The sequence below is a fragment of the Cyanobium gracile UHCC 0139 genome (genome assembly GCF_034931325.1).
Taxonomy (GTDB): Bacteria; Cyanobacteriota; Cyanobacteriia; order PCC-6307; family Cyanobiaceae; genus Cyanobium; species Cyanobium gracile_B.
Genome location: NZ_JAYGHX010000005.1, coordinates 16,318 through 42,055, shown reverse-complemented (window position 1 = coordinate 42,055; position 25,738 = coordinate 16,318). Strand labels below are relative to the sequence as shown.

Annotated in this window: 33 protein-coding genes; 15 read left to right on the top strand and 18 right to left on the bottom strand. The window is 66.0% G+C overall.

All coding sequences use genetic code 11. The features are described from left to right. Positions 1–26 precede the first annotated feature (26 nt). The 3 genes from VB738_RS09320 to VB738_RS09310 form a co-directional block, all read right to left on the bottom strand. Complete coding sequence (locus VB738_RS09320) at positions 27–506, bottom strand: hypothetical protein (protein ID WP_323305492.1); 480 nt, start codon at positions 504–506, stop codon at positions 27–29. 268 nt (positions 507–774) lie between these two features. Beyond that, positions 775–1,611: a nucleotidyl transferase AbiEii/AbiGii toxin family protein gene (locus tag VB738_RS09315; RefSeq protein ID WP_323305491.1), complete on the bottom strand. Its 837-nt coding sequence runs from the start codon at positions 1,609–1,611 to the stop codon at positions 775–777. 14 nt (positions 1,612–1,625) lie between these two features. After that, positions 1,626–2,309 carry a hypothetical protein gene (locus VB738_RS09310; RefSeq protein WP_323305490.1) on the bottom strand — a complete coding sequence of 228 codons (684 nt, stop codon included), beginning with the start codon at positions 2,307–2,309 and terminating at the stop codon, positions 1,626–1,628. A gap of 156 nt (positions 2,310–2,465) precedes the next feature. Here VB738_RS09310 and VB738_RS09305 point away from each other — a divergent pair, with 156 nt between their 5' ends. The 3 genes from VB738_RS09305 (at position 2,466) to VB738_RS09295 (ending at position 3,765) form a co-directional block, all read left to right on the top strand. Then, complete coding sequence (locus VB738_RS09305) at positions 2,466–3,095, top strand: Uma2 family endonuclease (RefSeq protein WP_323305489.1); 630 nt, start codon at positions 2,466–2,468, stop codon at positions 3,093–3,095. Positions 3,096–3,199: 104 nt separating this feature from the next. Further along, on the top strand, positions 3,200–3,421 hold the full coding sequence (locus VB738_RS09300) for a hypothetical protein (protein ID WP_323305488.1): 222 nt from the start codon (positions 3,200–3,202) through the stop codon (positions 3,419–3,421). Beyond that, entirely contained in the window at positions 3,421–3,765 is a 345-nt protein-coding gene (locus VB738_RS09295; RefSeq protein WP_323305487.1) for a type II toxin-antitoxin system PemK/MazF family toxin, read from the top strand. The genes VB738_RS09300 and VB738_RS09295 overlap by 1 nt, the downstream gene beginning before the upstream one ends. Before the next feature lie 364 nt (positions 3,766–4,129). On the opposite strand, the gene VB738_RS09290 is transcribed toward VB738_RS09295, so the two are convergent. The 6 genes from VB738_RS09290 to VB738_RS09265 all read right to left on the bottom strand — a co-directional run bounded on the left by VB738_RS09290 (position 4,130) and on the right by VB738_RS09265 (position 6,785). After that, positions 4,130–4,270: a hypothetical protein gene (locus VB738_RS09290; RefSeq protein WP_323305486.1), complete on the bottom strand. Its 141-nt coding sequence runs from the start codon at positions 4,268–4,270 to the stop codon at positions 4,130–4,132. Between the two features lie 145 nt (positions 4,271–4,415). Then, positions 4,416–4,613, bottom strand: coding sequence for a hypothetical protein (locus VB738_RS09285; protein ID WP_323305485.1), 198 nt, complete (start codon positions 4,611–4,613; stop codon positions 4,416–4,418). 122 nt (positions 4,614–4,735) lie between these two features. Beyond that, positions 4,736–5,314: a prepilin-type cleavage/methylation domain-containing protein gene (locus VB738_RS09280; RefSeq protein WP_323305484.1), complete on the bottom strand. Its 579-nt coding sequence runs from the start codon at positions 5,312–5,314 to the stop codon at positions 4,736–4,738. 31 nt (positions 5,315–5,345) lie between these two features. After that, positions 5,346–5,840 (bottom strand): GspH/FimT family protein, encoded by a 495-nt coding sequence (locus VB738_RS09275; RefSeq protein ID WP_323305483.1) that lies wholly within the window; start codon positions 5,838–5,840, stop codon positions 5,346–5,348. After that, entirely contained in the window at positions 5,827–6,231 is a 405-nt protein-coding gene (locus VB738_RS09270; RefSeq protein WP_323305482.1) for a hypothetical protein, read from the bottom strand. The genes VB738_RS09275 and VB738_RS09270 overlap by 14 nt, the downstream gene beginning before the upstream one ends. Then, positions 6,228–6,785, bottom strand: a complete 558-nt coding sequence (locus VB738_RS09265; protein ID WP_323305481.1) for a hypothetical protein — start codon at positions 6,783–6,785, stop codon at positions 6,228–6,230. Before VB738_RS09265 ends, VB738_RS09270 begins: the two co-directional genes overlap by 4 nt. A 58-nt stretch (positions 6,786–6,843) precedes the next feature. On the opposite strand from VB738_RS09265, the gene VB738_RS09260 reads away from it, so the two are divergent. From VB738_RS09260 to VB738_RS09240, 5 genes are all read left to right on the top strand, one after another. Beyond that, the gene (locus VB738_RS09260; RefSeq protein WP_323305480.1) at positions 6,844–7,068 is read left to right on the top strand and encodes an AbrB/MazE/SpoVT family DNA-binding domain-containing protein; all 225 of its coding nucleotides are present in this window, start codon (positions 6,844–6,846) and stop codon (positions 7,066–7,068) included. After that, the gene (locus tag VB738_RS09255) at positions 7,065–7,403 is read left to right on the top strand and encodes a PIN domain-containing protein (protein ID WP_323305479.1); all 339 of its coding nucleotides are present in this window, start codon (positions 7,065–7,067) and stop codon (positions 7,401–7,403) included. The genes VB738_RS09260 and VB738_RS09255 overlap by 4 nt, the downstream gene beginning before the upstream one ends. A gap of 50 nt (positions 7,404–7,453) precedes the next feature. Next, positions 7,454–8,062, top strand: a complete 609-nt coding sequence (locus VB738_RS09250) for a hypothetical protein (RefSeq protein ID WP_323305478.1) — start codon at positions 7,454–7,456, stop codon at positions 8,060–8,062. A 150-nt stretch (positions 8,063–8,212) separates the two neighbouring features. Further along, positions 8,213–9,004 carry a THxN family PEP-CTERM protein gene (locus VB738_RS09245; RefSeq protein ID WP_323305477.1) on the top strand — a complete coding sequence of 264 codons (792 nt, stop codon included), beginning with the start codon at positions 8,213–8,215 and terminating at the stop codon, positions 9,002–9,004. A gap of 140 nt (positions 9,005–9,144) precedes the next feature. Further along, positions 9,145–9,909 carry an HpsJ family protein gene (locus VB738_RS09240; RefSeq protein ID WP_323305476.1) on the top strand — a complete coding sequence of 255 codons (765 nt, stop codon included), beginning with the start codon at positions 9,145–9,147 and terminating at the stop codon, positions 9,907–9,909. A gap of 48 nt (positions 9,910–9,957) precedes the next feature. Here VB738_RS09240 and lepA read toward each other — a convergent pair whose 3' ends face one another. After that, on the bottom strand, positions 9,958–11,766 hold the full coding sequence (gene lepA / locus VB738_RS09235) for a translation elongation factor 4 (RefSeq protein ID WP_323305475.1): 1,809 nt from the start codon (positions 11,764–11,766) through the stop codon (positions 9,958–9,960). A 140-nt stretch (positions 11,767–11,906) separates the two neighbouring features. Between lepA and VB738_RS09230 the strand changes: the two genes are divergently transcribed. The 6 genes from VB738_RS09230 to VB738_RS09205 all read left to right on the top strand — a co-directional run bounded on the left by VB738_RS09230 (position 11,907) and on the right by VB738_RS09205 (position 16,341). Continuing rightward, positions 11,907–12,194 (top strand): NifU family protein, encoded by a 288-nt coding sequence (locus tag VB738_RS09230; protein ID WP_323305474.1) that lies wholly within the window; start codon positions 11,907–11,909, stop codon positions 12,192–12,194. A 287-nt stretch (positions 12,195–12,481) separates the two neighbouring features. After that, positions 12,482–14,026: a hypothetical protein gene (locus tag VB738_RS09225; protein ID WP_323305473.1), complete on the top strand. Its 1,545-nt coding sequence runs from the start codon at positions 12,482–12,484 to the stop codon at positions 14,024–14,026. Between the two features lie 6 nt (positions 14,027–14,032). Then, positions 14,033–14,635, top strand: a complete 603-nt coding sequence (locus VB738_RS09220) for a type IV pilus modification PilV family protein (RefSeq protein ID WP_323305472.1) — start codon at positions 14,033–14,035, stop codon at positions 14,633–14,635. Then, positions 14,635–15,222 carry a pilus assembly FimT family protein gene (locus VB738_RS09215; RefSeq protein ID WP_323305471.1) on the top strand — a complete coding sequence of 196 codons (588 nt, stop codon included), beginning with the start codon at positions 14,635–14,637 and terminating at the stop codon, positions 15,220–15,222. Before VB738_RS09220 ends, VB738_RS09215 begins: the two co-directional genes overlap by 1 nt. 4 nt (positions 15,223–15,226) lie before the next feature. Then, a complete protein-coding gene (locus VB738_RS09210) occupies positions 15,227–15,775 on the top strand; it encodes a prepilin-type N-terminal cleavage/methylation domain-containing protein (protein WP_323305470.1) in 549 nt (182 codons plus the stop codon). A gap of 11 nt (positions 15,776–15,786) precedes the next feature. Next, complete coding sequence (locus VB738_RS09205; protein ID WP_323305469.1) at positions 15,787–16,341, top strand: hypothetical protein; 555 nt, start codon at positions 15,787–15,789, stop codon at positions 16,339–16,341. A 2-nt stretch (positions 16,342–16,343) separates the two neighbouring features. On the opposite strand, the gene VB738_RS09200 is transcribed toward VB738_RS09205, so the two are convergent. Then, complete coding sequence (locus VB738_RS09200; protein ID WP_323305468.1) at positions 16,344–16,811, bottom strand: type II toxin-antitoxin system VapC family toxin; 468 nt, start codon at positions 16,809–16,811, stop codon at positions 16,344–16,346. After that, positions 16,808–17,059: a type II toxin-antitoxin system prevent-host-death family antitoxin gene (locus tag VB738_RS09195; protein WP_323305467.1), complete on the bottom strand. Its 252-nt coding sequence runs from the start codon at positions 17,057–17,059 to the stop codon at positions 16,808–16,810. The genes VB738_RS09200 and VB738_RS09195 overlap by 4 nt, the downstream gene beginning before the upstream one ends. A gap of 132 nt (positions 17,060–17,191) precedes the next feature. On the opposite strand from VB738_RS09195, the gene serS reads away from it, so the two are divergent. Then, a complete protein-coding gene (gene serS / locus VB738_RS09190; RefSeq protein ID WP_323305466.1) occupies positions 17,192–18,478 on the top strand; it encodes a serine--tRNA ligase in 1,287 nt (428 codons plus the stop codon). Here serS and VB738_RS09185 read toward each other — a convergent pair. From VB738_RS09185 to VB738_RS09160, 6 genes are all read right to left on the bottom strand, one after another. Then, entirely contained in the window at positions 18,420–20,069 is a 1,650-nt protein-coding gene (locus tag VB738_RS09185; RefSeq protein WP_323305465.1) for a class I SAM-dependent methyltransferase, read from the bottom strand. The two genes, serS and VB738_RS09185, sit on opposite strands and share 59 nt — an antisense overlap. 1 nt (position 20,070) lies before the next feature. After that, positions 20,071–20,694: a type II secretion system protein gene (locus tag VB738_RS09180; protein ID WP_323305464.1), complete on the bottom strand. Its 624-nt coding sequence runs from the start codon at positions 20,692–20,694 to the stop codon at positions 20,071–20,073. Next, on the bottom strand, positions 20,694–21,266 hold the full coding sequence (locus tag VB738_RS09175) for a type IV pilin protein (protein WP_323305463.1): 573 nt from the start codon (positions 21,264–21,266) through the stop codon (positions 20,694–20,696). The genes VB738_RS09180 and VB738_RS09175 overlap by 1 nt, the downstream gene beginning before the upstream one ends. After that, the gene (locus VB738_RS09170; protein ID WP_323305462.1) at positions 21,263–21,841 is read right to left on the bottom strand and encodes a hypothetical protein; all 579 of its coding nucleotides are present in this window, start codon (positions 21,839–21,841) and stop codon (positions 21,263–21,265) included. The genes VB738_RS09175 and VB738_RS09170 overlap by 4 nt, the downstream gene beginning before the upstream one ends. Before the next feature lie 40 nt (positions 21,842–21,881). Next, entirely contained in the window at positions 21,882–25,082 is a 3,201-nt protein-coding gene (locus VB738_RS09165; RefSeq protein WP_323305461.1) for a hypothetical protein, read from the bottom strand. 189 nt (positions 25,083–25,271) lie between these two features. After that, complete coding sequence (locus VB738_RS09160; protein WP_323305460.1) at positions 25,272–25,655, bottom strand: PilZ domain-containing protein; 384 nt, start codon at positions 25,653–25,655, stop codon at positions 25,272–25,274. Positions 25,656–25,738: the final 83 nt, after the last annotated feature.

Genomic DNA, 25,738 nt, shown 5'->3' with positions numbered 1-25,738 from the left:
GAGACTACATTGGGCCAAAGATTGATTCAGCTTCCCGCCAGCACCCGCACCTCCGTCTCAATCCGCTGGGTCCCTCCACCAGGGGGCTCGAACTCCTGCCGCAGCTGCAGATGCAGCAGCCCATCCGGCTCCCGGGAGGCCTCCAGACCCGGCAGAGCAAGCCCATCCAGCAGCACCCGGTTCTGGGCCGCTCCGGCGCTCGGCGCCCCGTCCAGCACGAAGGCCGGGCCGCAGCGCATCAGCACCCGCCGGCGCCAGATGGGGCTCGGCGGGCTGCCCACCGTGTAGGTGATCGGGTCGGGATCCGGTGTCTGCAGCTGCAGCACCGGATCCCGACCCGCCAGGGCGCAGGCGGCGCCAGTCCCCAAGGCCAGGTCCACCCGGGTGGCCCGCTGCAAGTCCCCCCGCAGCAGGGCCTGCAGCACCACCCCCCACAACAGCAGCCCGAGGCTCACCGGTTTGCCACGGAACACCCCCCAAACTTCTGAGGCTTGCGCTGGAGCCATGACGCTTGCTCCTCCGGCTCCCTACCCGGATGCTATGGCGGCCATGCGCCTCAGACCCGAGCAGTTCGACGCCGTCTGCAGCGCCAACCCCGAGGCGTTGAAACCGGCGCCCACAACAGCCGTCTGTTGATGCGCCTGCTGGCCGGGCTGTCCCGTGTCAATCAGGTGGAGGCCAACCGTCTTCAACCAGGCGAAACGATCCCACGCGACGCGTTCCATTGGAAGGCCGCCGATAACACCTGCCAAGGGGGGCCTTTCCATCAAGCCATCAGGCCATCACCACGCGCTGCGCCAGCTGCTGGAAGTAATCCTGCGACCAGATCGCCAAGGGTTCGGGCTGGGCGATGAAACGTTCGATATCGAGGCGGGCTTTGTCGACATCCAGGCGACCGATTCGTTCAGCCAGCAGAGCTTGCAGTGAGCTGGCTGAGAACGGCTGATCCAGAGGCCAATGGCCGCTTTGGCGCGCACGCTCGGCCAGATGATCGAGATGCAGAGGAATGCCACCACGCACGTACCACTCCAGATCGAACCAATCGCGGCCCTTGACGCGCTGCTGCCATTGACGGAAGAGAACCGCATGCATCTTGCCGGCAAACAGATCGGGCAGGCTGAAACACTTCACGTAACACGAATAAGGCTGGAGCAACAGCTGCTCCTCGGTGCTGAATCCAAACGGAGGATCGGTATCCACCTCGAACTTGATCCTGAGGATCGTCGACCCAGTGATGGCCAGCTGAACAATCGTCGTGCTGGCCTTCAGGAAAGCGGAAAGAATCGGGCTGGGGTTGATGTTCTGCTTCTCGCGGATCTGCACCTCAATCCCCAGGCCTGAAAACTCCTCCTCCATGCCCTGGAGGTAAGGCTGCAGGCGGAAGCCTGGATCGGGTTGGAGCAACGAAAAATCCAGATCCTCGGAAAAACGCGGCAACTGATGAAACAGGCGCAGGCAGGTGCCTCCGTAAAACGCTGCCTTCGCAAAGAAGCCGCGCCGCACAAGCCCTGCGAGGGCGATCTCCTGCATCACCTGCCGCATCGCCTGGCTTCGTTCCCCGTCGCTGTCCTGCGGTACGCGCCGCAGCATCTGTTCCACCACGCTGTTCACCGATGGCTCCTGCATCAGCCCAGCTCCTGTTGCAGGGAGGCGATCACCTTCAGCAGTGTTCCCAGCTGGCGTCGCTTGTAGCCGCTCGCCTGGCACTGGCGGATGACACCCAGGTTGAGCTGGACGAGGTCTTCTGGATCGATCCTCAGATCCTCCATCAACCACTCCTGCATCGCCGTCCGCGACATCACCGGCAGCTGCCGGCTGAGCACCAGCCGATCGCACAGGGCCTTGGTGGGACTGGCGATCAGAAAACTCAGACCCGTAGCGTCCACGCCCAGCTGCTGCCCAATCCCGTAGTAGCGCAGCGGCAGATGGTGATACGAGAACCGCCCCAGGCCGTTGCTGATCCTGCGCGCTGGTTTCAGCGTCACGGAGGTGACCTCCGCGACCCCCTCCGGGATCAGACCATGAAGCGCCAGGGCAAAGTCGAGCGAGACGTAGGAGGGGCCATAGAGATGGTTGGCCAGCAGAGGAAGGCAGGCTGGGCCGGTCCGCAGGCCTGGTCCAGCCAGGTAAAGGCCGCGCCGCAGCGGCTGCAGCGCCCCTTCCCGAATCCATTCGCTCACCTTGTCGTTGGGGCGCCGATAGCCACGCAGCACCTCATCCAGCACGTCGCGCGCCAGGGGCAGCGAGCCAAACCGCCGTAAGGGGTGCTCCAGCCTGGCCGCGGACGAAATGTCTGATTTCAAAGGCATGATCGGATTCTATCCGATGATCTCTGCTTAGCTGAACATCCTGCGATCACAGCTGAAGCAGGATTCAGCCCGACGCCAGCACTGCCCCATCGACTCGGCAGCTTCGGGGGACTGGTGGAATCCCGACTAAATTTCCTTGCAGCTTGCGCTGGGGCCATGACGCTTGCATCTCCGGCTCCCTACCCGGATGCCTTGGCGCCCTTGCTCCTGCCGGATGGTCTGCGCCTCAGCCCCGAGCAGTTCGGCGCCGTCTGCAGCGCCAACCCCCAGGCGGTGCTGGAACTCACCGCAGAAGGCCATCTCCTCCACATGACACCCACAGGCGGTGAAACCGGCGCCCGCAACAGCCGTCTGCTGATGCGCCTGCTTGCCTGGGCCGACAGCGTCGGCGGTTGGCAGGTGTTCGACAGCTCCACGGGCTTCCTCCTTCCTGATGGCTCGGTGCGCAGCCCCGATGCCTCTCTGGTGCGTCTGGAGCGCTGGCGGGCCCTCACCCCGGACCAGCGCCGTTCGTTCCCGCCCCTCTGCCCCGATCTGCTGGTTGAACTCGCCAGCCCGAGCGACGACGGTCCCCGTGGCCTCACGGCCCTGCGGCAAAAGATGGCCGCCTATCGAGCCAATGGTGCCGGGCTGGGCTGGCTGCTGATCCCCGAGCAGCAGGCTGTGGAGATCTGGAGCAGCGAGGCCAGCGGCGAGCCCTTACGCCTTGAGGCGGCCACCACCCTGGAGGGTGACGAGCGATTCCCCGGGCTGAGGCTGGAGCTTGCTGAGATCTGGGAGGTCTGAACGGCCGTCAACAAGGATTCTGTCCGTCTTACCGCTTCGCCAACTCATGCGTGCAACCTCTGCCGTTTCAGTCTTAGCCTTTGCCGAGCAGTTGAGTGGACGCCATGACCAACCTGCAACTGGCGGAACATCTGCTGGGGGCCATCCGCTCCTTGCCGGATGATGACCGCCAGTGGTTGCTCAGCCAGCTGGAGCACAACATGGATGAGCGCCTGTTGGCAAGGGATCTGGATCGGCTGGCCATGGCTGGCGGCACCTTTGCTGACCTCGCCATTGAGCCGGATCTGTACAGCTTCAACGACGGTGAGCCCATCAGGCCACGTTGATGCTCAAGCGGTTTGACGTCGTATTGGTCCCCTTTCCCTTTGTTGATGGGGACATTGTTAAGGCCAGGCCTGCCATCGTTCTTGCGTTGGGTGAGCGTCACGCCGATGTGCTGTTGATGTTCATCAGCTCTCGCACGGAGATGCCTGCAGCCTTCGATGAACTGGATTTGCTCTCATCGGAAGCTGGGTTTGAGCAGACCGGTCTAAAGGTGTCATCTCGGGCACGCATCACCAGGCTGGCGACTTTGTCGGAAACTCTGGTGAAACGCCGGATCGGTCACCTTCCAGGGGGGAGCCAACAACGGCTTCGGGATCGCATCGTCGAAGTTCTTGCAGCACCTTGATCTCAGCCTCGCGTCAGCTCAAGGCTGTCGATTCGGCTCGCGGATGCCATGCGCCGTCATCGCTATGCGCATCGCCAATCCCCGGGTCGCGAAACCGGCGCCCGTAACAGCTGTCTGCTGCTGCGCCTGCTGCAGCTCCACGGACTTCCTCCTCCCTATAGCCGCAAGGCTTCTCCGCAGGAGTTGGCTCGGTGCGCAGCCCCGATGCCTCTCCGGTGGGTCTGGGGCGCAGGCGGGCCCTCACCCCGGAGCAGCGCCGCGGGTTCCAGTGGCCTCACGGCGCTGCGGCGCAAGCTGGCGCCGTACCAGGCGAGTGGTGCCGGGCTGGGCTGGAGCTCGCTGAAATCTGGAAGGTCTGAAAAGTTCAGGGAAGGACCTGATCGGCCAGACGCTTGAGGCGTTGATCGGCCGTGAGCAGCAGGGCCGCTTCCCGGCACGCCAGCGCCAGGTACAGACAGTCGTAGACAGGGTGGTTGAGATGGCAGGCCAGGGCGAGGGCTTCCACAGAGCGTTGGCCACTTCCGTGAGCATCCGTTCAGGAGCCAGCACCAGCGGTGCCTGTCCCAGCTGCTCCTCCCAGTCGCGCGCGATCGGGTCATGCGTGATCAGGCGCAACACAGCCGAGGCATCGAGAACCAACGCCGGTGCCATCAGCGCTCGCGGTCGCTGCGGATCAGGGATTCCGGCGTTTCCTCCCATGGCAGCGCTAGTCGCTGCTGCCAGCGCTCGGCGATCCTCTCCAGCGCCAGCCGGTGCCGCTGTCTCGGATCCCCGCCTGCGATAGCCTCCAGATCAGCCAGGGCCTGCTGGCTCAGGCTGCGCTTCTGGGCGCTGGCCCTGCGCTGCAACAGGCGGTGCAGCGGATCCGGCTAGTCGCTGATCTGGAGGGAGGCCATGGCGAGACCACAGTTGAACTGAACGTACTCAGATTGCATCCGAGGCGCATGTCCTGGCAGCGCGATGGAGTTCCTCACCCCCCCGCCAGCACCCGCGTCTCCGTCTCGATCCGCTGGGACCCGCCCCCCGAGGGCTCGAACTCCTGCCGCAGCCGCAGTTGCAGCAGCCCATCCGGCTCCCGGGAGGCCTCCAGCCCCGGCAGGCTGAGCCCATCCAGCAGCACCCGGTTCTGGGCCGCTCCGGCGCTCGGCGCCCCGTCCAGCCCGAAGGCCGGGCCGCAGCGCATCAGCACCCGCCGGCGCCAGATGGGGCTCGGCGGGCTGCCCACCGTGTAGGTGATCGGGCCGGCCGGTGTCTGCAGCTGCAGCACCGGATCCCGGCCCGCCAGGGCGCAGGCGGCACCGGTCCCCAGGGCCAGGTCCACCCGGGTGGCCCGCTGCAGGTCCCCCCGCAGCAGGGCCAGCACCCGCCGCTGCTGGCCCCGCTCGCGCACCTGGCGCACCAGGCGCTCCACCTGCCGGCCCTCCGCCACCAGGGCCTGCAGCACCACCCCCCACAGCAGCAGCCCGAGGCTGACTGCCACCAGCAGCTCCGCCAGCGAGAAGCCCGCCGGCCACCTGGCGGAACGGCCGTGGGTACACAACAAGGCCATGGCGCGACTCCAGTACAGAAAGGAGGGCGGCTCAGGACTGGGGATCCGGCAGGCAGCCGCCCGGCCCCTGCCGTCCCAGGCGGGTCACCCCGAGGGGCAGGGCCACCACCACGCAGCGCACCAGTTCGGTGCCCTCGGTGCTCAGGAGCACGGTGCCGCCGTCGATGATCAGCCCGTTGCTGGTGAAGCGCACCGCCGCCGGCAGGTTGTGGCTGACGTTCACCGCCAGCGCGCCGGTCCCTTCCCCCAGCTCCAGGGCCGCCCCTTCGCAGGCCGGCAGGCTGCCGGCCTGGGGCTCCCGCCAGCCCGTGGCCTCCAGGCTCAGGGCGCAGGGGCTGCCGCTGCGCACGGCGGCATCCCGTCCCCGCTCCAGCCCCACCATCACCCGGCGACTGGCCCCCTCCAGGCGGGCGGCGGCCAGGTCCCGGCTGGCGGAGGAGAGCCCCAGTTGGGCCAGCAGACCCACCAGCACCAGCGCCAGCAGGGTCTCCGGCAGGGTGAAGCCCCCCGGCTCAGGGTGTGCCACCGCCGCCTCCCTGCGGGATCCCGCAACGCCCGAAGGCCGCCGGCGCGTACAGCCGCTGGCGCGGTTCGGCCTCGCCGGCCACCGCCAGCCGCAGCACCACCCCGTCGCCGCTGGCCGACATCTCCAGTTGGCGCGCCAGCCCCGGGACCAGGGGCTGGGCCGCCAGGGCCTGCAGCAGCTGGGCCGTCGCCGTTGTGCAGTCGCCGCCGGAGGGGGCCAGGCCCCGCAGGGAGGTTTCGGCCCGGGCCAGGGCGACCTCCACCTGCTCCAGCCGCTCCCGCTGGCGCTGCTCGGCCACGGCCGCGGCGCCGGCCAGGGCCCAGAGCTGCAGGGAGGATCCCGCCGCCGCCGTGAACACCACCGATCCGGTCAGCAGTTCGATCAGGCTCATGGCGCCACCCCCCGCAGGCCCACCAGCCGCACGTCGCTGATCAGCGGCTGCGGCTGGGCCGGGGGCTGGGCCGGTGCCAGCTGCACCGTGAAGGCACCCTGCCGTGCCGGCTGGCCCCCGGCGGCGGCCAGCTCCAGCTGCAGTTCAGCCGGCTGCAGCTCCGGGCGCCAGGCCACCAGGCGGTAGGAGCCCCCCAGCACCTGTCCCTGCCGCAGGTCCGCGATCGCCTGGGCCGGGGCGCAGGCCAGGCCCTGGACGTCCCACTGCGGCAGCGGCAGTTCCAGCAGGCAGGGATGGCTGCGGTGCAGCGCCGCCAGCAGCTGCTGACCCGCCGAGGCCAGCCGGTCCTCCGCCCGGCGCTGCTGCTGCTCCCGGATCCCCTGCAGTCGGGTCTGCAGGCTCACGGTATGGGCCGAGAGGCTCCCCAGCAGCAGCACCAGGGATGCCCCCATGGCCAGGGGCAGGACGAACCCCCGCTCCCCGGATCGGTGGCGATGCAACGTGGGCATGGCGATGGCAGCGAACACCTGTTCAGGGTTCCCCCGTGGGGTCATGGGCCACCGCCGGCCCAAAGCAAGGAATCCTTTCTTCCGGACAAAGCCGGCGGCGTTGATGGTCCTGGCCAAGCGCACCAGCAAGAACCAGCTCACCTTGCCCAAGGCCGTGGTGGACGCCGTGGGGATCGCTGACTACTACGACGTGGCGACCGAGAACGGTCGCATCGTGCTCACCCCTGTCCACCCGAATGCGGCCTCCCATGTTCGATCCCGCCTGGAGGAGCTGGGAATCACGGAAGCGGATGTGGCCGCCGCGGTGGCTTGGTCCCGCCAGGAGTGACGATCCGCGTTGTTCTCGACACGAATGTGCTGGTCTCAGCGCTGTTGTTTGAGAACGGCCGCCGGGCCTGGCTGCGCCGGACCTGGCAGACAGCCGCCATCACACCTGTGCTGAGCGAATCCTCAGCCCGCGAACTGATCCGTGTGCTCGCCTACCCCAGGTTTCGGCTCACGCGGGCCGACGTTGATCGGCTGCTGGCGGATGTGCTGCCGTGGTGTCCAACCCATGCCGGCCCCCTCAAGCCTGGTCAGATCCAGGTTCGCGACCCGAAAGATCAGGTGTTTCTCGACCAGGCCCTGGCGGCTGAGTTTCGGATCGGGCTGGAGAACCCCTGATCAGGGCTTTGCCTGTCAGTGTTGCCATGGGAATGACGCAGCAGCGGCCCATGAACCACAGCCGGCACAGGGACACCCGCGATGAGGTCGACAGCATCGTGAATCGCCACCAGCTGGACTATTCCCTGGGCCAGCTGCGGTTGGTGGGGCTGCTGCTGGTGGTGCTGGAGCTGAGCACCCTGTTGCTGGCGGGGAGCTTCGCCAGCGTCGAGGCTCCCGCCGGCCGACTCAACGGCCTGATCGGCCTCTCCCCCGCCCTGCCGCTGCTTCCGGTTGGGTTCGGCCTCTACCTCCTCGGCGGCGGCCATCGTCGCCACCGCCGCGAGCAACCCTGGACCGGCGCGTTGCACCGGACCCTGTTGCCGCTGGGGTTGATCCTGCTGCTGCTGCTGCCGGCGGTCACGATCCATGACGCCGCCACCCTGTTCAGCCAGCGGGAGCTGGTGCCCCTCCCACCTCTGCACCAGGACCTGCTCAACCCCGTGCGCCTGACCAGCACCCTGCTGCTGCAGGGCGTCACCGGCGCCGGGCTGCTGCTGATCCGGCGCCAGGGGCGGCGCCAGATGCGGCGGCTGGGCCTGACCCCGGCCCTGTTCTTCCGCACCGACGCCACCGGACCGGTGCAGCAGAACCGAAGGCGCGCGACGGACTGGGGCTGAGCCAGGCGGTCCGGAGGCGTCCCCCGGCGGCAGGGCCCTGGGCTTAAAGGCCGCTCAGGAGACATCCATGAAGTTTTCATTCTTGTCAGGACCTCCTGGGCAGCCCAAAGGCTTTGATGGCCTTAAGTGAGCGCCACCTGAATAAGTCCCATGAACCAGGTACCTCTCCGGCTCACCGCAGCTCGTCAAACCAAGGGCTTCGCCATTGGCGGCCTCGCTTCCATGGCCGTCACGGCCGGGTGCGCTCTGGCTGTTGGCCTGGCGCCCGCTCCGGCGCAGGCTCAGCAGGTTGTCCTGGATAAAACCACCGGCAACTGGAGCAACCCCGTTGGCGGAACCAACATTCTGTTTCAAACCATTGGCGACGAAAACCAGATTCGCTGGGGTCAGTCGACTGGCTCTGGGCAGAGTGGCCTCGGATTCACGGGCGTCGATCCGAATCCCAACCTGGTCGTGCCGTTTGAGACCAACTTCCTGCTTGGCACTCTCCGCCACTTCAACAATCCCATCAGCCCCGGCACAGCGGCGAGTTCGGTTTCGCTGACTCTGGAGACGCTGTTCACGCAGCCACCCATCGAAATCGATTTCATCTACAACTCCACCATCGACGAAACCCCTAACGCTGCACCCTGCACCTACCCAAGCGGCAATACGCCATGTGCGGATAAAATCACCATCAGCACGGTCCCGAACCAGACCTTCACCTTCAACGGCAAGACCCTGACCCTTGCCTCCTTCTTCCTCGACTCCAACGGCAACCCCACCGATTCCCTGATTTCCCAGGAAAAGGGAACCACCACCGCTCAGGTTTTCGGGAGGCTGACGGCTCCTCCGGCCGGTGGACCGGAGGACTCGGTCCCTGGACCCCTTCCCGCTCTCGGCCTTGCCGCAGCCTTCGGGTACAGCCGCAAACTGAGGAAGCGGATCCAGTCGAACGGATGAACGTGGCCACACCGATGGCCCTACCAGGTTGAGCCATCGGTGCCACTGAATGTTCCAACAGGCCCCTATGCCGCATTGACATAGGGGCCTATTTTTGTTCTTGCTTCCCGGCATGCCTGGATGGCCTTTCTGCAGCGATGATGACTGCCAGCCCTGACTCCACTCTGCCCGCCAGCCCTTACCTTTCCCGTCTCCTGGCCACACTGTCGCTTGTGCTGCTGGTGGTGTTCGTCGCCGCCGTGGGCACGGTTGCCGTGCCGCCAAGGCTCCTTGATCCCACCTGGCAGCTGGCCCTGATCGCGGCCATCATCACGAACGCCTCCCTGGCGCTGATCGGGACGCTGCTGCTGCCCCTGGCCCTCGGCTTCCATCCCATCAACGAACGGCTCCGGGCCCGTTGGCACGCCTTCCGCCGTTGGGCCCTGCCTGCCGCGCTCGGTTTCCTGTTGTTGATACCCCTGCAGGGCTATGCGGCCTGGAAGCTGCAGAGAACGGTCACCGCGGCCCTGGATCAGCAGACCACCCGAACCAGCAAGCAGTTTTTCGAGCTGCGCCAGGCCATCAATTCCGCCACCACCCACGAAGAGTTGCAGACCAGGCTCAGGCAGCTGTTCGGCAGGAATGCTGGCCTCTCACCGGCTGAACGGAAGATGCCCATGGCTGAACTGCGCACCATGCTGCAAGCACGGGCCGAACAGGCCTCCAACCGATTGATGCAGCAGATTGAAGCCCAGGCCGCCACGAAACCGAAACTTCCCCTCAAGGAAACGATCCGCATCGCCATTTCCGCCCTGGCCTATGGGATCGGCTTCGCCTTCCTTGCCGGGATCCTGCCTCGCACACAGGTGCCTGTTGTGGGAAATCGTGGTGTCGACCAGGACTATTTCGAGACCCTTGCGGAGTGATCCTTCAGCCCATGGGCCGATGGATCGTGGTCACCCGGCGGCGCCAGCTCACTGGTTCAGCTTCAGCACCGCCATGAAGGCCTCCTGGGGCACCTCCACCCGGCCCATGGCCTTCATCCGCTTCTTGCCCTTGGCCTGCTTCTTGAGCAGCTTCTTCTTGCGGGAGATGTCGCCGCCGTAGCACTTGGCCAGCACATCCTTGCGGATGGCGCTGATGCTCTCGCTGGCGATGATGCGGCTGCCGATTGAGGCCTGGATCGGAATCTTGAACTGCTGCCGGGGAATCAACTCCTTGAGTTTCTCCACCAGGCTCTTGCCCACATTGTAGGCCTTGTCGCGGTGCACGATCGTGGTGAGGGGATCGGCCTTCTCGCCGTTGATCAGCACGTCAAGGCGCACCAGCTCATTGCGGCGGTAGCCGATCAGGCTGTACTCCATGGAGGCATAGCCCTTGGTGCGGCTCTTCATCTGATCAAAGAAGTCGGTCACCACTTCCGCCAGCGGCATCTCATAGTGCAGTGTCACCCGGTCGGTGGTGATGTATTTCATGTCAATGAATTCACCACGCCGCTCCTGGCACAGCTCCATCAGGGCACCGTTGTACACATTGGGGGTATAGATCTCCAGCTTCACATAGGGCTCCTCGATCGATTCCCGCTTCTGGGGATCGGGGAGGGTGGCGGGGTTGTCCACCATCAGGGTGCTGCCATCGATCATGTTCACCTGGTAGATCACCGAAGGCGCGGTGACGATCAGGTCGAGGTCGTACTCCCGCTCCAGCCGCTCCTGCACGATCTCCATGTGCAGCAGGCCGAGGAAGCCGCAGCGGAAGCCGAAGCCCATGGCGCTGCTGGTCTCCGGCTCGTACTGCAGCGCCGCATCGGAGAGCTGCAGCTTGTCGAGGGCCTCCCGCAGGTCGGGATACTGGTCGGCATCGGTGGGGAACAGCCCGCAGAACACCATCGGCGTGGCCTCGGCGTAGCCGGGCAGCGGTTCGCTCGCCGGGTTGGCCGCCAGGGTGATCGTGTCGCCGACGCGGGCATCGGCCACCGCCTTGATCGAGGCGGCCAGGTAGCCCACCTCACCGGCATGGAGGCTGTCCACCTGGCGCTGGTCCGGCGCCATCACCCCCACCTCGTCGAGCTCCACCACCTTGCCGCTGGCCATCAGCAGCACCTTGTCCTTGCGGGCGATCACACCGCTGATCACCCGGAAGTAGACGATTACCCCCCGGTAGGGGTCGTAATAGGAGTCGAAGATCAGGGCCCGCAGCGGTTCGTCCGCCTGGTCCGGCGGCGCCGGCACCCGATCCACCACCGCCTGCAGGATCTCCGGCACCCCCAGGCCCGTCTTGGCGGAGCAGTTGATGGCCGTGGAGGTGTCGAGACCGATGATCGCCTCGATCTCCGCCTTGATCCGGTCGGGATCGGCCCCGGGCAGGTCGATCTTGTTGAGCACCGGGATGATCTCGAGATCGTTCTCCAGCGCCAGGTACACGTTGGCCAGCGTCTGGGCCTCCACCCCCTGGCTGGCATCCACCACCAGCAGGGCGCCCTCGCAGGCCAGCAGGCTGCGGCTCACCTCGTAGGAGAAGTCGACGTGGCCCGGCGTGTCGATCAGGTTGAGGATGTAGGTCTGGCCGTCGGCCGCCTTGTACTCCATGCGGGCGGCCTGGAGCTTGATGGTGATGCCTCGCTCCCGCTCCAGCTCCATGTTGTCGAGGAACTGGGCCTGCATGTCCCGGGCGGCCACGGTGCCGGTGTCCTGCAGCAGGCGATCGGCCAGGGTCGATTTGCCGTGGTCGATGTGGGCGATGATGCAGAAGTTACGGATCCGCTGGGCGGGAACGTCGGTCATGGGGTGGGATCAGGCCGGCGCCCGATCACTCAGGCCGCCACGGGAGAAGCTGAAGGGATCCTAGGGAGGTCCCCTGGCTTGCCCCGACCCGGTGGGCGCCGGCCTCCCTAAGCTTGCTCAAACGACCCCCTGCATCCCCCATGACCACCGACACCGCCAGCCCCGACACCACAGCCCCCGCCGTGGACAGCGACCCCCGCGCCCTCACCATCGAGAACGTGGAGCGCGTGCTCGACGAGCTGCGCCCCTACCTGATGGCCGATGGCGGCAACGTGGAGATCGTCGAGATCGACGGGCCGGTGGTGAAGGTGCGGCTGCAGGGCGCCTGCGGTTCCTGCCCCAGCAGCACCATGACCCTGAAGATGGGTATCGAGCGCAAGCTGCGTGAGGCGATCCCCGAAGTGAATGAAGTGGTGCAGGTGCTCTGAACCCTGCCCGTAGGGAACCGGAATCGCCCCCCATCCGGGGGGCTTTTTTCATGGGCGATTGTCAGCAAGCTCTTCCGCCCCGCCCAGTCGATTGCGCAACGCTGCTCAAGGGCCCGGGGCGATCCGGTCGTAGCTTGAAGGTGCAGCAGGAATGCTGCGGTGACTGAGGTTCCTGTCCGCGTCGGAGGAGGCCTGGAGTGATGACATGCCGGCTGCTTCTGTCATCGCTGGCGGGTTCCCGGAGGCCCCTTCATGAACAGCGACACCCCCCCGGTGCCAGCGGTTTCATGGTGGCCTGCTTCCTGATCGTGCTGGCCGTGCTCCTCGGGGGGTTGGCCATGGCCAAGCGCTCCAGCCTGGCGGAGCTGGCCTCGGCCTACCAGAGCCAGGCCCGCGATGCCCGTGCTGCCGCCGACATCGGCATGACGGCCGTGGTGAGTGAGCTGAACCGCCACCGCAACCGCCAGCTGCTGGTCAACGCCTGCCTGCTCGAGACCGCCACGCCCGCCGCCATCGCCGTCAACAACGCCGTCAAGGTGCCGGATGGCCGGGCCTTCGCCAACGTGGGCGCCACCTTCCCCAGCGCCGGCGCCCTCCCCACCGCCCAGACGATCAACATCGGCGACGGCTCCCAGCAGCGCTGGCGGCTCGTGGATGTGGACTGCTCCGGCGCCACCGCCGCCACGGTGCGCCAGGGCACCCTGGCCAACCCCATGACCGGGACCGCCGCCGTGCCCCCCTCCGCCGGCCAGCTCACCCTCACCGTGCGCGGCTTCGCCCTGCGCGGCGGCTCCGTCGTGGCCGCCAGCACCCTGCAGCAGACCCTGGAGGTGGTGCCCAAGTGCCTCGACCGCAGCCTGCGCGGCCTGGGGAACAGCTTCGGCAACGACATCCGCCGCTGCAGCCTCGCCCCGGGCTTCGGCTTCGTGGCCGGCGCCGCCGACGACAACACCGGCGATCTGGTGATCTCCGGCGGTGCCTACAACCTCAACGTCGATCCGGTCACCTGCATCGCCACCAGCCCGTCGGGCTGCGTCGACGGCCTGGCCAACACCAGCGTCAACGTGGTGGACGTCAACCTGCCCCCGCCGCTGCCCACCGCCAACACCACTTGCCGCAGCGCCACGCCCCCGGCCAGCTGCAACGTGGCCGTGAGCAGCGACCTGACCCTCGCCAGCCGCAACTTCGCCAGCTGGCCCGCCCCCTGGAACAGCCTCTGCACACGGGAGGATGAAAACGGCGGCGCCTCACCCCCCGGCCCGTTCCAGACCATCTCCTGCAGCCTCAACCGGCTCAGCACCGGCAACAACGTCGAACTGTTCTTCGACACCAGCGGCAGCACCGCCGCCAGCACGATCCCGGTGCGGCTGCACTTCCCCAACGCCTCCACCAGCGCCCAGAAGAGCGTCAGCCGGGGCAACGGCTCCTCCGGCATCTTCCAGTGCGATTCCGATGCTGGGGCCATCACCTGCACCACCACCACCCAGGGCGCCCCCCGCGCCGCCGACCTGGCCCTGTTCGGCTGCCGCCCCGGCGCGCCCGCCCCCTGCGGAGCCCAGTTCCTCGACCTGGGCAACGGCACCGGCGCCTCCCAGAGCATGTTCCTGTACTTCCCCCTGGGCAGCATCGAGATGGGCGGCACCCCGGACTTCAAGGGGGTGATCTGGACCAACGATTTCCGCGCCAACGGCAACATCACCGTGACGATCTCCCCGAGCGATCTGGAGAGCGTCTGCGGGCTGATGAAGTTCTGCGGCGGCGACGACTCCCTCTATGAAACCTTCGCGATCGATTACGTCACCAGAGCCGTCAGGCGTCACACCTACTCCTGAGCCACCGTGAAACCCCTCCGTACCGCCACCCTCCCCCCGCACCGCCGTCGCCACGGCGCCGGCTTCTCCCTGGTGGAGCTGATGGTGTCGTCGGTGCTGCTGGTGCTGGCCCTCACCGGCACCTCGGTGCTGTTCGTGGAATCGAACCGTTCCTCGGCGGCGGCGGAGACGCGCTACCGCCAGCAGGCGCTGGTGGACACTGATCTGGCCCGGGTGCGGCGGCTCAACGATCGCTACACCTGCAGCAGCGGCACCTGCACCAGCCTGGGCAGCCTGGAGCTCGGCAAGAACGATTTCTTCCCGCCGCCCATCTCCACGGCCGCCAACGGCAACAGCAGCGCCGGCCAGCTCTTCGAGGCCCTGTGCAACTCCACCGGCCTGATCACCCAGCTGGTGGCCGACATCGGCGCGCCCCCCTCGACCCTCTCGGCGGCCGGCATCACCTACAGCATCGACACCGCCAACCAGGGGCAGCAGACCGTGAGTGAATTCGGCACCAACGTGGTGCGCAATCTTCACCGTTACTCGATCACCTACACGAACAGCAGCAGCGGCGAACTGCTGCGCCGGGTCACGCTCGTGCCCACCACCGTCGCCTGGTGCCCCTGATGAAACACCCCTCCAACGCCGGCTTCACCATGATCGAACTCACCGTGGTGGTGGTGATCGTGGGCATCCTCTCCGCCGTCGGGCTCAGCGCCTCCGGCAATGAATGGCGGCGCGAGCGGGTCAATGCGGTGGCCACCGAACTGGCGGGCTGGCTGGAGGGGGTGCGGCGCACCTCCCTGAAGGGCAATGCCTGCCAGGTGACCATCAGCGGCGGCAACCTGACAGGCGGCGCCACCCTGGCCACCGCGTCCGAGCTGATCGCCGGCACCGCCATCGCCAATCCCACCATCGCCAACAACTGCCTCACCGGCCAGCCGATGCAGATCAGCGAAACCCTCGGCTCCTCCACCTACACGATTGCCCCGGGCGGCGCCACCAGCTTCAAGTTCACCCCCCGCGGCACGGTCAACGCCGCGGCCGCCGACGCCCAGCTCACCGCCCCGGTGGTGATCCGGATCTCGCTGGCGGGAAGCGACGGGCCGATGCGCTGTGTGCGCATCTCCGAAGGCCTCGGCCTGATCAGCGTCGGCGCCAGCAACTCCAGCGGTGGCACCTGCCCGGACAGCAGCTACGGAGGCACCCTCTGACGCCATGGACCACCCCAGCTCCCACCTTCAGTGCCAGCGGCGGCCCCGCTCCCCGCACCGGGGCTTCACCATGGTTGAGCTGCTGATCACCTCGGTGATCATGGGCGTGATCTTCGCCACCGGCAGCAATGTGATGGTGACCCAGATCCGGGTGTCCTCCCAGCAGGAATCGCTGCGGCGGCTGCAGGACCACTGGGGCCGCATCAACCACCTGCTCGACAGCGAGATCACCGAATCGGCCTCGGCCACGGCCGTCCCCGGCAGTTCCCTCACCCTCACCCTCGCGGGAGGTCAGACGATCACCTACGCCTATGACGGCGGCACCCGGACCCTGACCCGCACGGGCCCGCCGATCAACGACAACGGCACCCTGAACCTCACCGGCGGCACGGCCAACGTGTCCTCGCTGCTGCTCACCAACGTGGACGCCTTCGCGCCCACCCTCACCAACAGCCGCGAACCGGCCTACACCCTGGCCCTCAGCGACGGGCTGGGGGCGTCGTTCACCGGGCTGTCGAGTTCCAGCCGTTCCCGCACCTCCAGCTACCCCTGACCGCCGCCCCCATGCGTGCCCGCCCCCCGGCCCTGCGGCCGGCGTTCCTGCTGCCGTTCCTGCTGCTGCCGCTGCTGCTGCTGTCGGGGTGCCGGCGACCGGCGGTGGAGGTGAGCGAGGGCCAGCGGGCCGCCTGCCGCAGCGAGGCCGAGAGCGCCGCCACCCCCGAGGAGGCGCTGCGGCGCAACGCCGACTGCCTGGCTGCCGCGCTTCGGGACCACGGCAAACCGGCGGTCCCGGGCGGCCCGCCGGAGGTGGCGGCGCCGCCGGCCCCGGCCCCGGCCCCCATCGATCGCTACCGCTACTGCCGGGTGCACCAGGAGGACGTGAAGGCCGCTTCAGCTCGGCTGACCAACGCCGCCAAGCCCTGGATGGTGGCCCAGAAGCGCCACGCCCCCGGCAGCGAGGCGTACCGCGACGCCCAGCGGGCCTACGACGCGGCGGTGGCGGCGCTGGAACGGCTGCTGCCGCCCGAGATCCGCAACGGCATGGATCTGCTGCCCACCGCCGCCGAGGCCTACAGCCGCTGCGATCGCCAGGTGATCGAAGGAACCGCCGGTCCGTAGCGCTAGGAGTCAGGGCCGATCGCCTGGTGGTCCAGCCCCAGGGCGGCAGCGGCTCGGATCAGTGCCTGGTCAGCTGTGGCGAGGCGCAACTTCTCTCTCCTGGCGATGGCCAGATGGAGAGCATCGCCACTGCGTAGCGGCAGGCTGACCAGCTCCAGCAACCACTGCCTGGCCTGCAGGAAATCGGTTCCCCGCGGTTCCAGCAACTGCAGGCGCTCGCGCCGGAAGCATTCAAATTCCTTGTGAATGGCCGCGGCCCGATCGTTGGTGAGATCACCCCGCCGCCTGCACAGGGAGACCACGCCGGCGAACTCCACGAGCGCCCAGTGACTGACCCACAGGGGCGAATTCCCCTGATCGAGAAACCACTGCTCCGCCGCAGGGAAGCCGGTGTCGTTCAGAAAAAGGGAGAGCAGCACGCAGGTGTCCACATAGGGAGCACCCACCGGGTCCCTGGGCTGGGGCGTCATCCCCGATCCCGCCGCAGCTCACCCACCAGAGCGACAGCGTCGCCTGGAAAGGGGGCCTGGTTGTCATGGAACCGCCGCAGCCGCTCCGGCCAGGGCGTCGGGGCGTCCTCCACTGGGGCCGGGATCTCGCGCACCAGTCGGGCCACCGGTTGGCCGCGGCGGGTGATCACCACCTCGTCGCCCATCTCGACCGCATCCAGGAGGGCGGAAAGCTGCGCTTTCGCCTCAGCCAGGCCAACGGAACGCATGGTCAGATGGTCAGATGATTCACGAATGCTAGGCCGATGCAGCGACGGCTCTCTGCCGCAGGTGCCATCGCAATCCCTGCTTCGGACCTGGAACGCCGGTCCGTAGGCTGCCCCAAGACGATGGGCCCTCCCGTGCTGGATCAGCGCCTGCTGCGCAACGACCCGACGCTGATCACCGGCCCCCTGGCGCGGCGCGGCCTGGCGACCGACCTTTCCGGCCTGCGCCAGCTGGCCCTGGACGCCCGCGACCTGGAGCAGCGGCGCAGTGAGCTGCAGGCGGAGGGCAACCGCATCGGCAAGGAGGTGGGCGAGCGCATCCGGGCCGGCGCCGCCCCGGGCGGGGAGGAGGTGAAGGAGCTGCGGGAGCAGGGCAACCGGATCAAGCGGCAGGTGGGGGAGCTGGAGGAGCAGGAGAAGGGGATCGAGGCCCAGCTGCTGGAGCAGCTGATGGTGCTGCCCAACCTGCCCTCCCCCCTCTGCCCCAGCGGCCGCAGCGAGGCCGACAACGTCGAGGTGAAGCGCTGGGGCACCCCGCGCGTTGCAGCCGAGGGCGAGGAGCTGCAGGAGCACTGGCAGATCGCCGAACGGCTGGGCATCGTCGACACCGAGCGCTCGGTGCGCATCGCCCAGAGTCGCTTCGTGACCCTGCTGGGCCAGGGCGCCCGGTTGGAGCGGGCCCTGATCAGCTTCATGCTCGATCGCCACGGCGAGCGGGGCTACACCGAGGTGCTGCCGCCGGTGCTGGTGAACACCGCCAGCCTCACCGGCTCCGGCCAGTTGCCCAAGTTCGCCGAAGAGAGCTTCCGCTGCGCCGACGACGACCTCTGGCTCACCCCCACCGCCGAGGTGCCGGTCACGTCCCTGCACCGCGGCGAGGTGCTGGCCGCCGAGCAGCTGCCACTGAAGTACGCCGCCTACACCCCCTGCTTCCGCCGCGAGGCCGGCTCCTACGGCCGCGACACCCGCGGCCTGATCCGGCTGCACCAGTTCAACAAGGTGGAGCTCTACTGGTTCGTGGCGCCGGAGGACTCCGAGGCGGCCCACGAGCAGCTCACCCTCGATGCCGAGGCGATCCTGGAGGCCCTGGAGCTGCCCTACCGCCGCATCGAGCTGTGCACGGGCGATCTGGGCTTCTCCGCCGCCCGCACCTACGACCTGGAGGTGTGGCTGGCGGGTGCCGGCACCTACCGGGAGATCTCCAGCTGCAGCACCTGCGGCGATTTCCAGGCCCGGCGGGCCTCGATCCGCTGCCGCGACGGCAAGACCACCCGCCTGCTCCACACCCTCAACGGCAGCGGCCTGGCGGTGGGCCGCACCATGGCCGCCCTGCTGGAGGCGGGTCAGCAGCCGGACGGCAGCGTCAGACTCCCGGCGGCCCTGGTGCCTTACTTCGGCGCCGACCGGATCGGGACTGGCTGAGGGAAGGGCCGGGCAGGCCCCCCAGTCGTTGCAGCAGCGGCTGCTTGGTGGCCACGACAGCGGCCGTGATGGCCTGAATCCTGTCGATCTGGGCCTGGGGGTCGGTGATCACCTGGTTGTCCTGGCTGAGCAGTTGCACGTCCAGCTCCTGGAGCCACAGGAGCACGCAGCTGCTCAGCATCGGCTCCTCCAGACGCTCCAGCAAGGCCTTGTGAATCAACGCCTCCAGGATCGAGAAGGGCAGGGCGGACGCCGCCGCTGGCAAGGCCAACTGGGTGTAGGAGCGCCCCTCCTGCATGCGATCCAGCAGCACCTGATTGAGGCGCTGAACCAGGGGAGCGGCCGTTGCGCCCGCGGGACCACGCTCGAAGCCGATGCTCCCCGCCTCGAGCAACAACGCGAGCATGACCACGAGCTCGCCCTGGGACTGCTGCGCTGTGCTGAGCAGGGATGCCAGCGACATCGGAGCTGCCGAGAGTCCCGCGAGCACGGGGCCATAGGCCTTCGGATCGCCCTGGATTTCCCCGAAGCTGGAGCGGAAATGAAGCGTGGCCCGGGGCGTGGGCAGCCACTCAGGCTGGGGGAGCAGCAGGCAAAACGACAGCGAGGCCAGGCGCTGGCCCCATTCCTGCTGGGTGAGCCGCACATGCCCCCTGACCAGCAGATCCCTTCGAAACGCCTTGTTGGTGGCCAGATCGATCAGGAGTTCACGGGCCACTGGCCTGGTTTCCCGGAGCGCCCGATCGCGCAGGGTTGGCGGCAGGAGTTCGACCAGCGTCTCCGAATAGGTGGCCGACCCGAGAAAAGAGAGCTTGTGCTTCTGGCAGCGCGCCAGCATCTCGGTGACATACAGCGGCGACCAGCCGGCATTGGCAAATTCTCCGCAGAGATAGTCGACCGGGGCAAACTGCAACGACTGCAGCTCTCTGCGCAAACCGGGCAAGGCCGATCCCAGGGGAGAGGGCTGGGCATCCTCACCGAGCAGTTGAATCAGGAGGCTTGCGGATTCGTGAAAGCAGCGGCCCAGCTCACCCGGCCGGGCCGTCGGCAGTTCGAGGGCCAGAAGCTGCTGAAAACTGCTGCGGGCGAGCCAGCCCGGATAGGCGTTGTAGGAGCAGTAGAACAGGCCGCCGGGGCGAAGGGATGCCGCGGCCAGCGACAGCAGGGCGCTCTGAACCGGCTCGGTGACCCAGGTCGCTATCCCATGGGCCGCCACGTAATGGCAGCCTCCGGGCGGCCATGGCCATGAATCAGCGGAGTCGGCCAGCTCCAGAAAGTCGGCTTCGAGGATGACCACATTGTTCAACCCGGCGCGGCGGACCAGATCGAGGGCGTGGGCCACATGATCAGGATGAAAGTCAACGCCATAGAAGTGGCCCTCCGGATAGAGGGCCGCCAGCATCACCAGGGAAAAGCCCGTGCCACAACCGAGGTCGAGAAAGGTGAAGGGTTCGCCTTCAGAATCCCTGGGCGGAAGCTGTCCCTTGAGCAGAGCGGCGAAATCCAGCCAGCTGGGGCTCAGTTCACGATAAAAGGCGCTCGTGTAGGACGTGGACGAGTGATATCCATGGTCCCAGGAAGCCTCGCCCAAATCAGTGGATGCTCTCGGCGGCCCCAGAGTAGAGAGTGAGCGTGCGGGTCACCACATCGGCCGAGCCCGGCACGCTCAAGCCCAGATCCAGGCTGACCCAGGTGCAATCGGCGGACACGGTGGGGGTGAACGTGGACACATTGCTCAGGACCCTGCTGCCGGTGGCGGCGGTGGTGGTCAAGAGGCCATTGGCATCGACCTGGGGGCCATCGCGCAGGAGCTCGTTGCCACTGCGGTAGTACCTGACGATGTTGTAGGTGATGACATTCGATCCTGCAGTCTGGATCGGAATCAGTAGTCGCAGGTCCGCGGAGGCGGCGGCAGGGCTGCAGACGGAGGGATTCTGCGGCTTGCAGGGGGTATCCGGCAGGGTGGCCGTGGTGCGGGGATTGGCACCACCTCGCAGGATGCAGGCCTCACCCACTTCCACCTTCAGCAGATCCGAAATCCGCCGGAAATTGCGGTTGATCGTGGTGAGGGCATAGACACGGTCAGCGATGCGGATCTGATGCACAGCGAGCACGGCCACCGATCCGAGGGCGATGGCGGTGAGCACGCCACCGATGAGCAACTCAATCAGGGTGAACCCATGGGCCGATCTCCTGCGTTTCACGAAGGGGGCCATCAGGTTCGCTCCCATACGGTGCACGTCTGGGAGACGTCGCCGGTCGTGTTGTTGATGCCAGTGCTCAACGTTCCGAAGGAGATTCTCACGCAACGCAGGGGCAACTGGTTGTTCACGGAGATCTTGACGACAGCCTCCACACCATTGGCCACGACTCCACCTCGCGGGGTGAAGGTGAGGGATGTCGCTGAGTTCGGGGTATAGGTCACCGCCACGTTGTAGGTGCGGTTGCCATCGGTGGAAGGGAGAGCGAGATTGGCCTCCGGGGTACACCTTGGATTGGCGCCCGCGTTCTGAAGCGTTGCGAAGGTGGTACCTGGAGCGACATTGCTCGCTGTGGTGAACTGCACGACGCAGGGCCCGAAGGCACCGGATCGCCCCGAAATTCCCTCCAGCCAGCCCATCAACTCGGCGGCGGCCGCATTGGCCTGATCACGGCGTAGAAACACCTGTGACGAAGCGAACGCAACAGATCCAAGGATGCCGATGACCGCCACCGTGACCATCAGCTCCACCACCGTGAAGGCCTTGGTAAGGCGCTGGCCTCGGAAGGGTGATGGGAGGTGTTTCACGGGCAGAAATAGGCCATGTGGGGAATGATGTTCTCCACCCGGGTCACACGGTTATTGCTGTTGTTATCCGTGAACGTCACCCTGAGGATCCGCTCAGGCTGAATCGTGGTGGTGCGGGTAGCGTTGACAGGCTGAGGCAGTGCGTTGACGGCGGTCTGGAACGGAGTCAGAAAGGCCGTGTTGTTGGCACAGAGCTGCTCGACCGCAATCGGCTCTGAGGAGGTGGTTGTGTTGGGGAAGTTAGCCGTCGTCGAGGCAAGATCGACTTGAGGGAAGTAGTAGCGATCATCCAGTGGATTGTTCGTCGCACAGGGCTGGGTGTTGCCGCTGACAACACCGAATGTGGTGGGGATTGTGGTGGTGCAGACTCCGGAACAACAGGTATACCTGCGAGCCAAGGTCTTGATCTGACGCAGGTTGTCGTCGATCGAGGCCTGCATCACCACCTGCTGCTGCGTGGAAATAGTTCTTCGATTGATGCTGTTGAAGACCACGGCCGTTGAGCCGACCACAATCATCAACATGACCGTGAGCACCAAGGGCTCAACAATTCCGATTCCCTGCTCGGAGGACAAGGTTTGACGTGATCGTGGTCGCCATGGAGTCTTCATCGGCCTAATTGAGCGAGAACCCTTTTCGAGCCGCCGTTGGAGAGCGAGCCACCCAATCGATCCCCTCCCAGCCGATATAACTCACATCAGCTGAGTTGGCGACACCAACCAATTGGGTGAGGCTGGAGGAAGCCGAAGGCGGAACGCGGAAATGGTTCTGTCCACCAGCCAGAATCGTGCGCACCCAGATCCTGCCGCCGAAGTTCCAGCTGTCATCCTGGGCAAGCTCCGCCGATGTCAACCCGGGCAAGCTCCCGCAGCCGTTGACGCAGAAGGAAACCAATCCCCAGGGCAGGTAGAACCAGGCCCCGGCAATGCGTGAACGGTTGGCCGCCGAGGCCGAGGAATCGGCGCCGATGATGATCACCTGGTTGCAGGGTTGGTTGGTACGGCCCGCATCGATGCAATTATTTGCTGGCGTCGTATCCCTGCCAAAGATATTGAACCTGTCATATTCAGCCACCGGGTTGAAGACGTTCTCGGAAACCAGCGTTTTGCAGTTCTCCACCGGGGCCACGTTGAGGTAGGGCGGCTGGCCACCCCCTCGACCGGTGGCACAGGACACATTCGACATCGTTCCGCCTCGCACGAGGTTGATCAGGGGATCGGCCGCCGTGATGCCTCGGGAGTCCGTGGCGCGGTTGTAGTAGAAGCTGACGGAGTGGTCGGTGGTGTCAACCCAGAGATTGTTCCCCAGCGTCTGGAGGTCGATGGTGGGGCCCAGGCAGTGGAATCCACCGGAGAAGGATGTGGTGACAGGAAAGATGGCGCTGTATTCACACCAGTTCAGGTAGGTGGCATCGCCGACGGTCGTTGATGAAGGATTCCGCGACTTGATTTCCACATTTGTCAGATTTACTTCAAGGATCCTGCTGTTACCGGTGCCCAAATCGCTGTTAGCCCGCAGCCGGAACTTCACGAAGTGGCTGAAGCGGTTGGTAGCCGCTGTTGCTGCGAGCGGCAACTGAATCCTGCAGGTGTAAAGGGGATTGCTGGAGGAATACGGAGCTGACGTCGTGGTTTCACATCGACCACTGGTGCCGGTGCTGAGATTGACCGCCCCATTGCTTAGATTACTGCCGAAGCCGACGTTTGAACCGCCAATCGTGGTACCGCTCTGCGTTCTGACACCCCCATCGGCAGTCACCGAAGCAAGACTTGTCCAGCCGGTATCATTAGATTGATTGACAGGCCTGTCGGTGGTGATCGTGCCGTCAAAGGAGTAATCAAGCCTCAGGGCGGCAACATTGGCCGCACTGCTGCCACGACTCCGGGTGAAGCTGAATTCCAGCACCGGTGTCCTGAGGGAATAAAGGTTCACTGCCCTGGCAAGTGCCGGTCTGTTGGTTAGCGTTGTGCCTTGGTTTGCACCGACATCACGGAACGTGACCACTCTGCCGATGCCGGTAAGGCTCCGGACAATCAGATCACCTGTGGTGAGATTGGCAGCACCTCCCTGATCCCGATCACTCGCTTGCCAGAGGGAAGGCCACCGCGGAGTGGAGCCGGCTGTATACCCGCTGAAGGTGAAGGTGGTTGATGAGGCTGAAGACACATAGGTGGCGTTGGCGAAATCGTCACGGATGCCCCCGTCGACCGGACCTGGCCTGGAGACGACGGCCCAAGTGTGAATGTCGGAACCCGATCCGTCGAAGACAGACGCGCAGGCATTGCCCGGAAGATACCGGGTGTTGCAGTACTCGAGGAACGGCCCAGGGGTGACCTGGCTCACACCAGTCGCGCCGTTCGAGCGAAGCCAGATGTTGACGTTGCTATCAGCCGCTAAAACGTTGATCTGGGGATAATCCCCCGGGCTGGCGGAGGTGACCGTCTGCTTGCTGACGATGTCCGGGTTGCCACCCACTGTCCAGTTGTACGTGTATTTACTGGCGATGCTGGGTAACCCCGCCGAAAGGAAGAGCGGAACAATCGGAATACAGGATGCCGCGCGGCCTTCGATCGATGCCTCGTTTCCAAGAGCCTGGGAGAGTGGCGACAGGGAGGCTGGCGGGCAGACGTTCGGGGTGGTGGTACGGGTGAAGGGCTGATAATAGGTGACAAGCGTGTTCCCGCTCGTATCACCTGGGATGATTTCTGCGGACGTATTGCAGGGGCTGGGAACAGTACGGCAACCCACCTGAATGTTGCTGACGACCTGCTTGGTGTTGCGATCCCAGACGTAGTTCTGATTGTCGATGATGCCGAGAATGGCACCGATATTCACCACCTGCCCAGCAGTGTTGCGCTTGGTGTAGCGATCGTTGGCCGCCTGGGAGAGGAATCGTCCACCGTTGATCCCGGTGATCATGCCGAATTCAATGCCGCAGAAGCGGCTGTCGGCACCGAGATCGCCCGCGGCGCCAGCTCCCGTGGTCGACCCCCCGGAGGCGTTGCTGCCGAAGGACCCGCCGCAGCATTTCGGCAGCACTTCGAATTCCTTGGTGATGGTTGAAGTGGAGAACGTGCCATCGGGTCGGTACAACCGACCTTCCACCGTCACGGCAACGTATCCGGTGTGGGTGCCTGGTCGAAGGGCACCGCCGCCGTCGGGATCATCCAGGTTCAGCAGGCTGTTGAACCTGGTTCCCGTCGGGATCGTCCCGGCCTGACTGCGCACGGTTCCGTCCGCGTCGAAGGTTCTGTAGACAGCTCGACGGTCCGTGCTTCCGTTGTCCCCTGCCGAATAGCGAATCGAGCGCAGCACAAACCTTCGATTGCCCTGATCGACCTGATCGACATTTTCAAGATTCCGGAACTGGCCATTGGCAAAATTGACGGCTCTGGCAGAGGGCATGCCATCGCCATTCGCACCGGGCCGCACATTGGTGGTGGACACACATGGACTCTGCAGGTCCATGTTGGTGGTGCTCCATTGATTGGGAGGCGTACTCCCGGCAACGAGCAGCTGACGATTCTCTGGTTGGTTGAAGGTGGCGATGATCTGATCGGCCCCGGCTTCCGCCACCTGTTGGGCATCGCGGCTCTCGCCACTCCCCAGGGACGCCAGATTGGAGCCGTTGACGATCGCCACCAGGCCCAGGGTTCCAACCAGCAGCGCCAGGAGCACCAGCATGCCGGCCACCATGGCGGAGCCTGTGTGCTGGGGGGACGGCGTGCGTGCCGTCAGCAGGTGAAGAAGCAGCCTGGTTTTGGTGAGCCGAGCTTGAAGAGGCAGGCCAGAGTGCACTCCGTCGCGCCGCTTCATAGCTGCAATCTCACGTTGACGATGTTGTTCAAAAAACGTTAGCAAGGATCCTGGCAAGTGCTCCTGCCGTGCCTGGATCGGGCTCAGCCGTCGGCTGTTGCGGTTTGATCTCGTCATCTCGGCGCCCGAGCATCCCTGAAGCGTGATCCCAACCCTAGTCAGGGGGGCGCCCCCTGCTCCGCTGGCCCTTCAGTCTTCGAAACCGCCCCGCATCTGCAGGGTCTGGTCGAGGTACTGGTCGAGCATCGTGCCGGGCAGCAGCGGGCCGTCGCTGAACGCCAGGCCCACGAGGGTGTTGTAGCTGCGGGTGTTCACCCACTGGACCCGCGCTGGCAGGGACACGCTCTGGTGCTTCTCGTAATCACTGATGTCAAGCAGCACCTCCTCGTCGGCCGTCACCTCGAGGGATCCCCGGCGCACGACGCAGGCGCCCGTGCGGCTGACGTCGCCCACCGTCACATAGACCGTGCGGCCCGTGGCCAACCGGATGCTGGCGGAGACACCGCCGGGAAGGGCGTGGCGCAGCGAGGTGCGCAGCTCCTGAGGCTCGTCACCGGTCTGTTGCTCGGCCATGCAGGCAGACCCGCCCATCAACGAGGCCATGCTATCCCTCCCCTCCGGACGCGCCAGGGTCCCGGCGCCGCGGCGGTTCCCGC